At 69.2% G+C, this 12,685-nt stretch carries 10 protein-coding genes and 1 pseudogene; 8 read left to right on the top strand and 3 right to left on the bottom strand.

The genetic code is table 11. The annotated features are described in order from the left end of the window. The coding region (gene norR, locus SJH88_RS11290) for a nitric oxide reductase transcriptional regulator NorR (protein WP_274754529.1) at positions 1-1,546 on the bottom strand (1,546 nt) is incomplete at its 3' end. 188 nt (positions 1,547-1,734) lie between these two features. On the opposite strand from norR, the gene hmpA reads away from it, so the two are divergent. Both hmpA and SJH88_RS11280 read left to right on the top strand, forming a co-directional pair. Then, entirely contained in the window at positions 1,735-2,928 is a 1,194-nt protein-coding gene (gene hmpA, locus SJH88_RS11285) for an NO-inducible flavohemoprotein (protein ID WP_274754528.1), read from the top strand. A 157-nt stretch (positions 2,929-3,085) separates the two neighbouring features. Next, positions 3,086-4,213 (top strand): HPP family protein, encoded by a 1,128-nt coding sequence (locus SJH88_RS11280; protein WP_274754527.1) that lies wholly within the window; start codon positions 3,086-3,088, stop codon positions 4,211-4,213. Positions 4,214-4,231: 18 nt separating this feature from the next. On the opposite strand, the gene SJH88_RS11275 is transcribed toward SJH88_RS11280, so the two are convergent. Then, entirely contained in the window at positions 4,232-5,674 is a 1,443-nt protein-coding gene (locus SJH88_RS11275; RefSeq protein WP_420921737.1) for a sensor domain-containing diguanylate cyclase, read from the bottom strand. Between the two features lie 158 nt (positions 5,675-5,832). Here SJH88_RS11275 and SJH88_RS11270 point away from each other — a divergent pair. Together SJH88_RS11270 and cutA are read left to right on the top strand one after the other, a co-directional pair. Next, positions 5,833-6,727 (top strand): annotated as a pseudogene (locus SJH88_RS11270) (DMT family transporter); the annotation flags it as partial. A 33-nt stretch (positions 6,728-6,760) separates the two neighbouring features. Next, a complete protein-coding gene (cutA, locus tag SJH88_RS11265; RefSeq protein WP_274754530.1) occupies positions 6,761-7,099 on the top strand; it encodes a divalent-cation tolerance protein CutA in 339 nt (112 codons plus the stop codon). A 135-nt stretch (positions 7,100-7,234) separates the two neighbouring features. Here the strand turns inward: cutA and ftsY are convergent, their stop codons facing one another. Beyond that, the gene (ftsY, locus tag SJH88_RS11260; RefSeq protein ID WP_274754525.1) at positions 7,235-8,386 is read right to left on the bottom strand and encodes a signal recognition particle-docking protein FtsY; all 1,152 of its coding nucleotides are present in this window, start codon (positions 8,384-8,386) and stop codon (positions 7,235-7,237) included. A 27-nt stretch (positions 8,387-8,413) separates the two neighbouring features. Here ftsY and SJH88_RS11255 point away from each other — a divergent pair, with 27 nt between their 5' ends. The 4 genes from SJH88_RS11255 to coaD all read left to right on the top strand — a co-directional run bounded on the left by SJH88_RS11255 (position 8,414) and on the right by coaD (position 12,572). Continuing rightward, positions 8,414-9,868: a M16 family metallopeptidase gene (locus tag SJH88_RS11255; RefSeq protein ID WP_274754524.1), complete on the top strand. Its 1,455-nt coding sequence runs from the start codon at positions 8,414-8,416 to the stop codon at positions 9,866-9,868. A 12-nt stretch (positions 9,869-9,880) separates the two neighbouring features. Beyond that, the gene (locus SJH88_RS11250; RefSeq protein ID WP_274754523.1) at positions 9,881-11,230 is read left to right on the top strand and encodes a M16 family metallopeptidase; all 1,350 of its coding nucleotides are present in this window, start codon (positions 9,881-9,883) and stop codon (positions 11,228-11,230) included. Next, positions 11,230-11,952: a 16S rRNA (guanine(966)-N(2))-methyltransferase RsmD gene (gene rsmD, locus SJH88_RS11245; protein ID WP_274754522.1), complete on the top strand. Its 723-nt coding sequence runs from the start codon at positions 11,230-11,232 to the stop codon at positions 11,950-11,952. Before SJH88_RS11250 ends, rsmD begins: the two co-directional genes overlap by 1 nt. 125 nt (positions 11,953-12,077) lie before the next feature. Beyond that, a complete protein-coding gene (coaD, locus tag SJH88_RS11240; protein WP_260674024.1) occupies positions 12,078-12,572 on the top strand; it encodes a pantetheine-phosphate adenylyltransferase in 495 nt (164 codons plus the stop codon). The last annotated feature ends 113 nt before the right edge of the window (positions 12,573-12,685 follow it).

Below are 12,685 nucleotides of genomic sequence, written 5' to 3'. Positions count from 1 at the left end.
CTCCTGCAGCGCACGGCGCAGCGGGCGCCCAGCGGTGGCCGTGGGCCTGCAGGGCCTGCTGCACCAGCTGGCGCTCGTACTGGGCGACGGCCTCGCGCAGGCCGGCCGCTGGCGGTGCCGGAGTTTGTGGGTCAAAAAGGCCTGCAGCGCGCTCTGCGTCTGCGCTGTCAGCTATCGAACTGGGAGTCAGCACGAAATCCCTGGCGAGAATCCCCAGCAACTGCCCCGGGGTGCGTGGCCGGCGCAGGGCGTGCAGCACGGCGCGGCGCACGGCATGCTCCAGCTCGCGCACATTGCCGGGCCAGCGGTGGGCCAGCAGGGCGGCCTGGGCATCGGCTTCCAGCCGCAGGCCGTCCAGCCCGAACTGCGAGCGCGTGCGCTCCAGAAAGTAGCCGGCCAGCACCAGCACATCGCCTTCGCGTGCGCGCAGCGGCGGCACCTGCAGCGGGTAGACGCTGAGGCGGTGGTAGAAGTCGGCACGCATGCGACCGGCGCGCACGGCGGCGGCCAGGTCCTGGTTGGTGGCCGCGATGATGCGCACGTCCACCGTGCGTTCGCGGTCCAGCCCCAGGCGCTGGATCTGGCCGCTTTGCAGCACGCGCAGCAGCTTGGCCTGGGTGACCAAGGGCAGCTCGCCCACTTCATCGAGGAACAGCGTGCCCTGGTGGGCCTGCTCGAACTTGCCCTGGCGGTCGCCCACGGCGCCGGTGAAGGCGCCGCGCACATGGCCGAACAGCTCGCTTTCCACCAGGGTGTCGGGCAGGGCGGCGCAGTTGATGCTGACAAAGGCCTGGTCGGCACGGTCGGACTGGGCGTGCAGCGCCTGGGCCACCAGCTCCTTGCCGACCCCGGTCTCGCCTGTGACCAGCACCGCCAGGTCGCTGGCCGCCACGGTGGCAATGTCGCGCTGCAGGGCGCGCATGGCGGCGCTGTGGCCCAGCAGGCGCGGCGTGGTCACGGGGGTGTGGCGGCGAAAGTGCTCGGCGCGCTGGCGTTCGTTGTGCACGCTCTGCTCCAGCTGGCGCAGGCGTGCGGCCGTGGCCACGGTGGCTGCGGCCAGGTTGCTGAAGGCCTGCAGCGCCTCCAGCGGCGCGGCACCGGCAAAGCGCCCGGGCTCCAGCGCATCCAGGGTCAGCAGGCCCCAGGCCTGGCCGTCCACCTGTAGCACGCAGCCCATGCAGTCGTGCACCGGCAGCGGAGCACCGGTGTGGTGGGCCACCAGGCCGTCGTAGGGGTCGGGCAGCGGGGTGTCGGTGGTAAAGCGCAGCGCCTGGCCGGCCGCCAGCAGGGCGGCAAAGCGCGGGTGCTCAGCCACGCGAAAGCGCCGGCCCAGGGTGTCGGGGCTCAGCCCATCGATGGCCAGCGGGCGCAGCCAGTCGTCGCCATCTTCGCTGCGCTCGCAGCGCAGCAGGGCGGCGGCATCGCCGGGCAGGACTGTGCGCAGCGCGGCCAGCAGGCGGCGGTAGCGTTCGGATTCAGGGAGCTGGCTGGACAGCTCGGCCACCAGGGGCAGCAGGGCATTCAGCAGCGTGGCAGATGCAGTCATAGCGACATCGTAATCGGTCAAATCGACTGCAATTGACGCGCGTCAAAAAGACATGGCTAGAGGTAAGTGCTTGATACTGCAGGCCACAGCGACTGGCACATGGCTTGCAGAGCCAGTCCCGTGTGTCCGATCGACGTGGTGCCCATGGTGGGCCTGCCAGCCAGATCGGCCCTGGAGAGATGTTTCACATGCTGACCGACCGCCAACGCGCCATTGTCAAATCCACCGTGCCCCTGCTGGAAACCGGGGGCGAGGCGCTGACCACCCATTTCTACCAGTTGATGCTGTCCGAGAGCGACGAGGTGCAGCCGCTGTTCAACAGCGTGCACCAGCAGACCGGTGCCCAGCCGCGCGCGCTGGCCCGCAGCGTGCTGATGTACGCCAAGCACATTGACGACCTGTCGGGCCTGGGCGATCTGCCCGCGCAGATCATCCACAAGCACGTCTCGCTGCAGGTGCAGCCCGAGCATTACCCCATCGTCGGCGGCTTCCTGCTGCGCGCCATCCGCGAGGTGCTGGGGGCCGAGATCGCCACGGACGAAGTGATCGAGGCCTGGGCCGCTGCCTATGGCCAGCTGGCCGACATCCTGATCGGCGCAGAACAAGCCACCTACGAGGCCAACGCCCAGGCACCCGGCGGCTGGAAGGGCGTGCGCCGCTTCGTGGTGGCGGCCAAGCAGGCGGAAACGCCCGAGATCACCAGCTTCACCCTGCAGCCCGAAGACGGTGGCGCCGTGCTGGCCTACCAGCCCGGCCAGTTCATTGGCCTGCGCGTGGTGGTGGACGGCAAGGAGCAGCGCCGCAACTATTCGCTGTCGCAGGTGGCCGATGGCCGCAGCCTGCGCATCAGCGTCAAGCGCGAGGCGCAGGGCGTGGTCTCCAACCACCTGCACCACCAGGTGCAAGCGGGCGATGTCCTGGACGTCTTCCCGCCCGCCGGCCACTTCACGCTGGACGACAGCGCCAAGCCCCTGGTGCTGATGGCCGCCGGCGTGGGCATCACCCCGCTGATGGCCATGCTGCAGCAGGGCCTGAAGATGGGCCGTGCCGTCACCTTCATCCACTGTGCGCGCAGCCCCGAGCTGCAGGCCTTCCGTGGCGACCTGCTGGCCCTGGCGGCGCAGCACCCCCAACTGCAGCTGCGCTTTGGCTACGAACAGGCTGCTGGCGCAGCCCCGGCCGACGGCGTGGACGTGGCCCAGGGCCTGCCCGATGCCGAGCTGCTGACCCGCTGGCTGCCGGCCGAGCGCGACGTCCAGGCCTACTACCTGGGGCCGGTCGGCTTCATGCGCCTGGCCAAGCAGGTGCTGCACCGCGCCGGCGTGCCGGACGCGCAGGCGCGTTGCGAATTCTTCGGCCCGGCCCAGTCCCTGGCGGCCTGAAACCCTGGTGAGGGTGTTGCCGGCGGCCTGTGGCATGCTGGCGACGTGGGTGTTGGTGCACTGTCCTGGTGCATGGTGCAGATGCCCACCGTGAAAGTGCCCGTGGTGCCACGGGTCTGCTCCCCGCCCTTCGGCGGGGTTTTTCGTCTGGAACACCATGCAATTCGGAAATGGATGGAAACCGGCCGTGGCCCCTGCCGCAGGCCTGGATGTGCTGCGTGTGGGCCTGGGGGCCGCGCTGGGTTTGGGGGTGGCCGCTGCCTTGGTGCAGCTGGCGCAGTGGGGTGGCTGGCAGGGCGGCTGGGGGCTGTTTGCGCCCCTGGGGGCCACGGCGGTGCTGGTGTTCGCGGTGCACACCGGGCCACTGTCCCAGCCCTGGTCCTGCGTGGTGGGCAATACCGTGGCGGCCCTGTGGGCCCTGCTGGTGGTGGCCTGGGTGCCCGCGGGCTGGGCGCCGGCGGTGGCCGTGGGCGGTGCAATTGCCGGCATGCAGCTCACGCGCTCCCTGCACCCGCCCGGGGGGGCCGTGGCCCTGCTGCTGGTGCTGGAGGCCCAGCACGGGGTGCACCATGGCTGGAGCTATGCCTTCATGCCGATTGCCTTGCTGACCCTGGTCCTGGTGCTGCTGGCCATGGCCTACCACCGTGCCTGGGGCAAGCACTATCCGCTGCAGGTGGCCGCGCCGGCTGCGGCGGCCAAGGCCCAGCACCTGCCGGCCGACGACCTGTCCGATGCCGACCTGCAGGCCCTGCTGGCGCGCTTCGACCAGGACTACAACCTGACCCCCCAGGAGCTGGGGCAGCTGGTGCGGGCTGCCGAGGAGCAGGCGATTGCCCGGCGCTTTGGCAGCGTAACCTGCGGGCAGGTGATGACCTCCGCCCTGTGGACCTGCCGGCCGGGCGACGATCTGGGGCGGCTGGCCACGCAGTTCCAGCAGCACCCCATCAAGAGCCTGCCGGTGGTCGATGACGCCGGCCGCCTGCTGGGCGTGGTGGCGCGCAGCGCCTTGTTCGATTGGCTGTGGCAGCAACAGCAGAGCGACGCCAGCGACCGCCGCCAGCGCCGCACCTGGCGCTTGTGGGGCAAGAAGCCGCCGGCGCGCACCCCGGCCCGCGCCGCGGACCTGATGCAGGATGCCCCGCTGAGCGTCGAGGACCACACCCCCGTGTCCCACCTGCTGGAGGCACTGGCCGTGCACACCGTGCCGTTTGTGGCGGTGCTGCGCCAGGGGCAGCTGGTGGGCTTGATCACCCGCACCGACGTCATGCGCATCCTGCTGCACTGACGGCGGTGGGGCGGGCGCTCAGCCGAGCAGCTCGCCCGCGTGCAGGCGCCGGTCCTGCTCGCGCTCCTGGTAGAAGCGCGCCTTTTCGACGTACATGGCCTGGTCGGCGCGGTGCACCACGGTCTCGAGGGACGCGTTCTCCTGGCCGCAGGCATGGCCCATGGCGATGTGGATGGGCTGGCCCGGGTAGAACTGGTTGTTCAGCTCCAGCAGCGACAGGATGCGTTCCTGCATCGCCACGGCGCCGCGCTCGTCGGTGGAGGGCAGCAGCACCATGAACTCATCGCCGCCGATGCGGGCGGCGCAGGCCGGGGCATCCACGGCCTTGGTCAGCACTTCGCCGATGCGCCGCAGCATGGCGTCGCCTGCGGCGTGGCCGTGTTCGTCGTTGACCGCCTTGAGGCCGTTCGTGTCGATGGCGATCACGGACAACGGCCAGGGGCCCTTGCGTGCCAGGCGGTTCAGCTCTTCCATGTAGAAGGCGCGGTTGCGCAACTGGGTCAGCACGTCGTGCTTGCCCAGGTATTCCAGATAGGCCTCGGCCTTCTTGCGCGCCGTGATGTCCACCAGCGACAGCAGCACCAGGTCCCAGTGCTGGGCGTTGCTGGTCATGATGGCGAATTCCAGGTGGATGTGCAGCATCTCGCCGGATAGGGCGTAGTTCACCACCTCGCGCTGCTGCACCAGCTTGCCGTCCCACAGGTCCTGCAGCTGCTCGGCGAAGGAGTCGTACATCTCGCCGCGGAAGATCTGCGCCAGGTTGTTCAGCAGCTCCGGCTTGTGGCGCGCACCGAACATTTCCAGCGTCTGCTGGTTGACGTCGATGACGCGGATTTCCTGCATGCAGCGCGTGACGAATTCGGGGTGCACCTTCAAAAAGGTGCGGAAGTCGCGGATGCCGCGCGCGCGCACCTCGTCCATCAGGCGCTTGACCTGGCTGAAGTCCTCGACCCACAGCGACACTGGCGAGTGCTCGAACAGGTCGCGGGCGTAGTGCTCGCTGCGCAGCAACTGCTCGGTGCTCTGCACCTCGGTGGTGACATCCTCCAGCGAGACCAGCACCCGGCTCCAGCTGTCCTCGAAGCCGGGCAGCACGCGGGCGCGCACCTGCACGTCCAGGCGCCGTCCGTCCAGGGCGTAGTTCACGGAGCGCGTCTCGAAGCCCTTGCGCCCTTCCCACAGGGCCAGCAGCTCGGGCACGATGCTCTCGAGCATGTCGCCCCGGAACACTTCGTGCAGGCGGCTTTGCAGGGTTTCCTGGTCGGGGGCCTTGAACAGCTCCAGGGTGTACTGGTTGACGCGCAGCACCTTGTACGACTGACTGCAGCGGTGGATGCGCTGCGGATCTTCGCGCAGGAAGGCGAGCAGATCGGTCACCCCGGCCGCACGCCAGGCGTCAAACAGCTGCTTGAGGTCGCTGTAGTCCTCCATCCACAAGGAAACGGGAGCGAGGTCGAACATGTCTTCAAAGTCCAGACCCGTTGCAAGAGAAATAGTCACTACCAGCACCTCCGGCCGCAATTATTGCTGAACACCCCGCTTTTGCCGCGTGCGAATGCGGGCTTGTGGCACGCGCAGCGGTAGAGTGGCAGCTTTTTGCAAGCTTTCGCCGCTGTCCGATGTCCGGTTCTCCTTCCCGCTCCCTGGCCTATCTGTGTCTGGCGCTCAGCATGGCGCTGGTGGGCAGCTATGTGGCCCTGTCCAAGCCGCTGGTCGCCCTGTTTCCCGTGCTGCTGCTGGCCTGGCTGCGCTTTGGCATCGGCGCCGTGGCCATGCTGGGCTGGCTGCGCCCCGCGCCGGGTGAAGCCCCGCTGTCCGCGCAGACGCGCTGGCTGCTGTTTCTGGAGTCCTTCTTCGGCAATTTCCTGTTCACGCTGTGCATGGTCACCGGCGTCAGCCTGACCAGCGCGGTGACGGCCGGCGTCACCATGTCGGCGATTCCGGTGGCGGTGGCCGTGCTCAGCTGGCTGCTGTTGCGCGAACGCATCGCACCGCGCACCTGGGTGGCGGTGGCGCTGGCGGTGCTGGGCATCGCCCTGTACGCCACGGCCCAGCCGGCGCAGGCCACGTCGGCGTCCGACCGTGGCTGGCTGGGCCAGGCCCTGCTGCTGGCGGCCGTGCTGTGCGAGGCGGCGTATGCCGTCATCGGCAAGCGGTTGACGGCGGTGCTCAGCCCCAAGCGCATCAGCGCCATCATCAACCTGTGGGGCTTTGTGCTGTCCACCCGGCCGGGTGTATGCGGCCTGGCACTTCAGCTTTGGCGCCGTGCCCGCGCCCATGTGGGCGCTGCTGCTGTTCTATGCCCTGGCCGCCTGCATGTGGACGGTGTGGCTGTGGATGACCGGGCTGCGCGCCGTGCCAGCGGCGCAGGCGGGCATCTTCACGGTGCTGCTGCCGGTCAGCGCGGCCGTGGTGGGCATGCTGGTGCTGGGCGAGCAGATCAGCAGTCTGCAGCTGCTGGCCTTGGGCATCGCCCTGCTGAGCGTGGTGGTGGCCACCTGGCCGGCGCGGCGCCGGCCTGAGCCGGGCCCGGGGCACAATCGCGGCATGGACTGCTCCAACCCCCTCCAGCCGGTGGCCGTGGCCACCACCACTGTGGACTCGGCCGAGGCCGCGCAGCGCCTGGCCCAGGCGGCGGTGCAGGCGCGGCTGGCGGCCTGCGTGCAGGTGGAGGCCATCACCAGCCACTACGTCTGGCAGGGCCAGCAGGAGGCGGGCGCGGAATGGCGGCTGGTGTTCAAGACCTTGCCGCAGGCGGTGGATGCGCTGGCGCAGTGGCTGCACGCCGCCCATCCGTATGACGTGCCGCAATGGCTGGTGCGCACCGAGCAGGCGGCACCCGCCTATGCCGAGTGGGTGGCGCAGCAGGTTGATGTGAAAAAGTGAGCGCTTGGCGCGCGAACAGCGTTCACTTCAGATTGAAAAGCATGCAAAGTGCAGGCGCAGCGCGCGCGGGCTGCTCCTGAAATGCAACAGCCCCGCAGTGCGGGGCTGAAGGCAGGGGCGGTGCGTGCCGCAGGCTCAGGCCAGCAGGGCCTGGGCAAATTCCTTGGCGTTGAAGGTTTCCAGGTCTTCCACCTTTTCGCCCACGCCGATGAAGTACACGGGGATCGGGCGCTCCTGCGCAATCGCCGCCAGCACGCCGCCCTTGGCTGTGCCGTCCAGCTTGGTCACGATCAGGCCGGTCAGGCCCAGGGCCTCGTCGAAGGCCTTGACCTGGTTGAGCGCGTTCTGGCCGGTGTTGCCGTCGATCACCAGCAGCACCTCGTGCGGGGCCGAGCCATCGGCCTTGGCGATCACGCGCTTGACCTTCTTCAGCTCTTCCATCAGGTGCAGCTGGGTGGGCAGGCGCCCGGCCGTGTCGACCAGTACCACGTCCTTCTTGCGGGCCTTGCCGGCGCTGACCGCGTCAAAGCTGACGGCGGCGGGGTCGCCCCCGGCCTGGCTGATGATTTCCACGGTGTTGCGCGTGGCCCAGACGCCCAGCTGCTCGCGCGCCGCGGCGCGGAAGGTGTCGGCCGCCGCCAGCAGCACCGACTGGTCGCTGTCGGCCAGGTGCTTGGTCAGCTTGCCGATCGAGGTGGTCTTGCCCGCGCCGTTGACGCCTGCCACCATGATCACGGTGGGCGTGTGCTCACCGATCACCAGCGGTTTCTCCAGCGGCTGCAGCAGGTCGGCCAGTGCCTCGGCCAGCAGTGCCTTGACGGCGGCGGGCTCGGTGGTCTTGGTCTCCTTGACGCGGCGCTTGAGGTCCTCCAGCAGGTGCAGGGTGGCCTTGACGCCGGTGTCGGCCATCAGCAGCGCGTCTTCCAGCTCCTCGTACAGGGCGTCATCGATCTGGGTGCCGGTGAACACCGTGGCGATGCTGGAGCCGGTCTTGCGCAGGCCGCGCTTGAGGCGGTCCATCCAGCTGCCGCGGTCGGCGGCCGCTTCGGGCTTGGCCTGGGGCTCGGGTGCAAAGGTCTCGGTCGCCGGCGCGGGCTTGGCAACTGCGGTAGGCTGTGCCTCCTTGTCGCCCATGCCGAAGGTGTTGCGCAGCCAGCCGCCGACGGAGGCGGGGGCCGCAGCGGCCTCGCTCACCGGGGGCTGGGTGGTGGGAACGACCGCGTCCGTCTGCGTGGAAGCAGGCGTTGCGTCGGTGGTGGGAACTTTTTTCTTGAAAAAACTGAACATTGGCGGGTTCTTAGAATCCTGCATTCTATGAAACGAACTTTATCCCTCCTAGCGCTGGTGGCCAGCCTGAGTGCCGGGGCCGAGAATTTGGCCCCCGCTGGCACGTTGTCCTCATCTCTGGCTGCATGGGCCGGCACGGCGGTGGCCAACCCGGCGTCGTCGGTGCAGCAGTTCACGCTGCGCAATGGGATGCAGCTGATCGTGCAGCCCGACCGCCGCGCGCCGACGGCCGTGCACATGCTGTGGGTGCGCGTGGGCGCCATGGACGAGGTCGATGGGACCACCGGCGTGGCCCACGTGCTGGAGCACATGATGTTCAAGGGCTCCGAGCAGCTGGCGCCGGGCGAGTTCTCGCGCCGCGTGGCCGCGCTGGGCGGGCAGGAGAACGCCTTCACCAACCGCGACTACACGGGCTACTACCAGCAGATCCCGGCCGACCGGCTGCGCGACGTGATGGTGCTGGAGGCCGACCGCTTTGCCCACAACCAGTGGCCGGACGCCGAATTCACCAAGGAAATCGAGGTCGTCAAGGAAGAGCGCCGCATGCGCACCGAGGACAACCCGCGCTCCATGCTGTTCGAACAGCTGTTTGCCACCGTCTACCAGTCCAACCCCTACCGCCGCCCGGTGGTGGGCTGGATGAGCGACCTGGACGCCATGACGGCCGACGACGTGCGCCAGTTCCACCGCCAGTGGTATGTGCCGGCCAAGGCTGCCGTGGTGGTCGCCGGGGATGTGGACGTGGCGCAGGTCCGGGCCTGGGCCGAGGAAACCTACGGCCAGATTCCGACGCGCGCCGCGCCAGTCAGCAAGCCGCGCGAGGAGCCCCGGCAGATCGGCCTGCGCCGCATCGAGGTCCAGCAGCCGGCCGAACAGGCCTTCGTGGCCATGGCCTACCGCGTGCCCGCGATCCGCAAGGTGCAGGACCTGGAAGCCTCGGACAAGGACGCGCTGGCGCTGCTGGTGCTGTCCGCCGTGCTGGACGGCTATGACGGCGCGCGCCTGGAGCGCGCCCTGGTGCAGGGCAAGGACCGCGTCGCCGACAGCGCCGGCAGCTCGGCCGGCGTGCTGGGGCGCGGTCCCGCCGTGTTCACGCTGACCGGCGTGCCCGCCAAGGGCAAGACCCCGGCCCAGCTGGAACAGGCCCTGCGCGCCCAGGTGCAGCGCATCGCCAAGGAGGGCATCCAGCCCGCCGAGCTGGAGCGCGTGAAGACGCAGTGGATGGCCTCGCAGGTCTACGAGCGCGACTCGGTCATGGGCCAGGCACAGAGCCTGGGCAACTACTGGGTCATGGACATGCCCGTGAATGCGGACGAGCTGCTGCTGCAGCAGCTGATGCAGGTCAGCGCCGCCGACGTGCAGCGCGTGGCGGGTCGGTATTTTGGCAACGACCAGCTGACCATCGGCACCCTGGTGCCCCAGCCCCGCGCCGCCGGCCAGGCCCGCCCTGCGGCGGCCCCAGCCTCTGCGCAAATGCACTGAAAGTTGCTGACGATGAAAACGAAATTCATAGCTGCCAGCGCTTGGCTGGCTTGCACATTCTCTGGTTTTGGTATCAATTCCGCCTGGGCCCTGCTGCCGATCCAGCACTGGCAACAGCCTTCGGGCGCCCAGGTCTGGCTGGTGGAAAGCCCCAGCATCCCCATGGTGGACATCCAGGTCGACTTCGATGCCGGATCGCGCCGCGATCCCGCCGGCAAGGCCGGCCTGGCGGCAGCGGTCAGCCTGATGGCGGCCAAGGGCATCCGTGCCGACGGCAAGCAGCCGGCGCTGGATGAAAACGCCCTGGGCGAGGCCTGGGCCGACCTGGGCGCGGGCCTGGAGGCCAGCGCCGGGCCGGACAGCTTCAGCTACACCCTGCGCAGCCTGACCGTGCCCGACCTGCTGCAGCGCGCGGTGGACCTGGCCTCGCGCCAGATCGCACAGCCCAGCTGGCCGGCCGAGGTCTGGCAGCGCGAGCGCGCCCGCTGGAGCGCCTCGATCGCCGAATCCAACACCCGCCCCGGCACGGTGGCGCGGCGGGCCTACGCCCAGGCCGTCTACAGCGGCCACCCCTATGGCCAGCGCGTGACCGAGCAGACGCTGCAGCACCTGCAGATCCGCGACATGCAGGCCTTCCACGCCCAGACCCTGCAGGCCTGCCGTGCCAAGGTGAGCGTGGTGGGCGCCGTCGACAAGGCCCAGGCCGATGCCCTGGTGACCCGGCTGCTGGCGCGCCTGCCCAAGGGCGATGGCCACGGCTGCCAGCCCCTGCCCGCCGTGGCCGAGGTGCCGGCGCTGCAGCAGGCCCAGGACATCCGCATTCCCTTCCAGTCGGCCCAGGCCCAGGTGCTGATCGGCCAGCCCGGCATCAAGCGCAACGACCCGGACTTCCTGGCCCTGCTGGTCGGCGACCACATCCTGGGCGGCGGTGGCCTGGTGTCGCGCCTGATGGAAGAGGTGCGTGAAAAGCGCGGCCTGACCTATGGTGTGTCCAGCAGCTTTGCCCCCGGCCTGCATGCCGGCGCCTTCACCGTCGGCCTGCAGACCCGCCCCGACCAGGCCGAGCAGGCGCGCCAGGTGGCGCAGGCCACGCTGGCGCAGTTCGTGGCCGAAGGCCCGACCGAGCAGGAGCTGCGCGACGCCAAGGACAACCTGATTGGCAGCTTTGCGCTGCGCATCGACAGCAACCGCAAGCTGCTGGCCAATGTGGCCAATATTGCGTGGAATGGCCTGCCACTGGACTACCTGGACCACTGGACGGCCAAGATTGAAGCATTGACCACGGACGACGTGCGCCGCGCCATGCAGCGTGTGCTGCAGCCCGAGCGCATGGTGACCGTGGTGTTGGGAGAAAAGAAGTAATGGGTCGCAACAGTTATCGCAACATCGAGGAAGCCCTGGCGCTGGAAGCCCGCTTGAAAAAGCGCGAGGCCTTCAAGCAGGCCGAGGCCGAAGCCGCCGCCGTGGCGGCGGGCAAGAAGCCCGGCAGCAAGGGCCCCAAGCCCGCCAAGGCCAACACTGGCGGCGCCGGCGAGGTACGCATCATTGGCGGCCAATGGCGCCGCACCCGCCTGGCCGTGGCCCAGCGGCCCGGCCTGCGCCCCACGCCGGACCGCGTGCGGGAAACCCTGTTCAACTGGCTGGGCCAGGACCTGGGGGGCTGGCGCTGCATCGACGCTTTTGCCGGCACCGGCGCCCTGGGGTTCGAGGCCGCCTCGCGCGGCGCCACCCAGGTGCGCATGGTGGAGCAGGATGCCGCCCTGGCCCAGCAGCTGGAGCGCCTGGGCCAGCAGCTCAAGGCCGAAGGCGTCCACGTGCAGCGCGGTGACGGCGTTGCGGCCCTGGCGCAAAGCGCGCCCGGCCACTGGCATGTGGTGTTCATCGACCCGCCGTTTGCTGCGGAAGCCCTGTTCGGCCCCGCCATGAAGGCGGCCGCCCAGGCCGTGGCCGAGGATGGCTTCATCTACCTGGAGGCCCCCAAGGCTTGGACCGAGGATGAGCTGGCGGCCCTGGGCCTGCACCTGCACCGCTACCTGAAGGCCGGCGCCGTGTATGCCCACCTGCTGCAGAAGCTGCCCGGCTGAGGGCAGCCCCTGGCTCTAAATTCATAGCTTCTGACGCTTGATGGACAAGCGTCAGAAGCTATTTTTATGTCTCAAACGCGCGCAGGCATAATGCGCGCCATCATCGCTACAACCTGGAGATCGCCATGGCCGAGCACGTGGTCGCCGTCTACCCCGGCACCTTTGACCCCATCACCCTGGGGCATGAAGACATGATCCGCCGCGCGGCCCAGATGTTCGGCCAGGTGGTGGTGGCCGTGGCCGCCGGGCACCACAAGAAGACGATGTTTTCGCTGGACGAACGCCTGACCCTGGCGCGTGGCGTCTTCAGCGACGTGCCCAATATCCGGGTGGAGAGCTTCGACGGCCTGGTGCGCGATTTCGTGCGCGCCCAGGGCGCGCGGGTGATGGTGCGCGGCCTGCGCTCCGGCACCGATTTCGACTACGAGTTCCAGCTGGCGGGCATGAACCGCCACCTGATGCCCGATGTGGACACCATCTTCCTGACGCCCAGCGCGCAGTACATGTTCATCAGCAGCACCCTGGTGCGCGAGATCGCCACCCTGGGCGGCGACGAGGTGCGCCAGTTTGTCTCGCCCACCGTGCTGCAGCAGCTGCTGGCCAAGCTGGGCCGGGGCTGAGACCCCGGGGGCCACGGTGCGTCGCCCGGTGGCAGACCGGTGCCGGGCGCTGGTGGCAGTGCTGTGCCCGTGTGGGCAGGTCTGCTCCAGCCTGTGTGAGCTGGTGCTGAACC

Origin of the sequence: Comamonas sp. GCA5, assembly GCF_036541385.1 — a bacterium.
Taxonomy (GTDB): domain Bacteria; phylum Pseudomonadota; class Gammaproteobacteria; order Burkholderiales; family Burkholderiaceae_C; genus Comamonas; species Comamonas aquatica.
This window is presented reverse-complemented; position numbering and strand designations above follow the sequence as displayed.

Excerpts from the sequence above, each read along its gene's own strand:
- hmpA (WP_274754528.1), top strand. The coding sequence starts at position 1,735 with ATGCTGACCGACCGCCAACGCGCCATTGTCAAATCCACCGTGCCCCTG.
- SJH88_RS11280 (WP_274754527.1), top strand. The coding sequence starts at position 3,086 with ATGCAATTCGGAAATGGATGGAAACCGGCCGTGGCCCCTGCCGCAGGC.
- SJH88_RS11275 (WP_420921737.1), bottom strand. The coding sequence starts at position 5,674 with ATGTTCGACCTCGCTCCCGTTTCCTTGTGGATGGAGGACTACAGCGAC.
- cutA (WP_274754530.1), top strand. The coding sequence starts at position 6,761 with ATGGACTGCTCCAACCCCCTCCAGCCGGTGGCCGTGGCCACCACCACT.
- ftsY (WP_274754525.1), bottom strand. The coding sequence starts at position 8,386 with ATGTTCAGTTTTTTCAAGAAAAAAGTTCCCACCACCGACGCAACGCCT.
- SJH88_RS11255 (WP_274754524.1), top strand. The coding sequence starts at position 8,414 with ATGAAACGAACTTTATCCCTCCTAGCGCTGGTGGCCAGCCTGAGTGCC.
- SJH88_RS11250 (WP_274754523.1), top strand. The coding sequence starts at position 9,881 with ATGAAAACGAAATTCATAGCTGCCAGCGCTTGGCTGGCTTGCACATTC.
- rsmD (WP_274754522.1), top strand. The coding sequence starts at position 11,230 with ATGGGTCGCAACAGTTATCGCAACATCGAGGAAGCCCTGGCGCTGGAA.
- coaD (WP_260674024.1), top strand. The coding sequence starts at position 12,078 with ATGGCCGAGCACGTGGTCGCCGTCTACCCCGGCACCTTTGACCCCATC.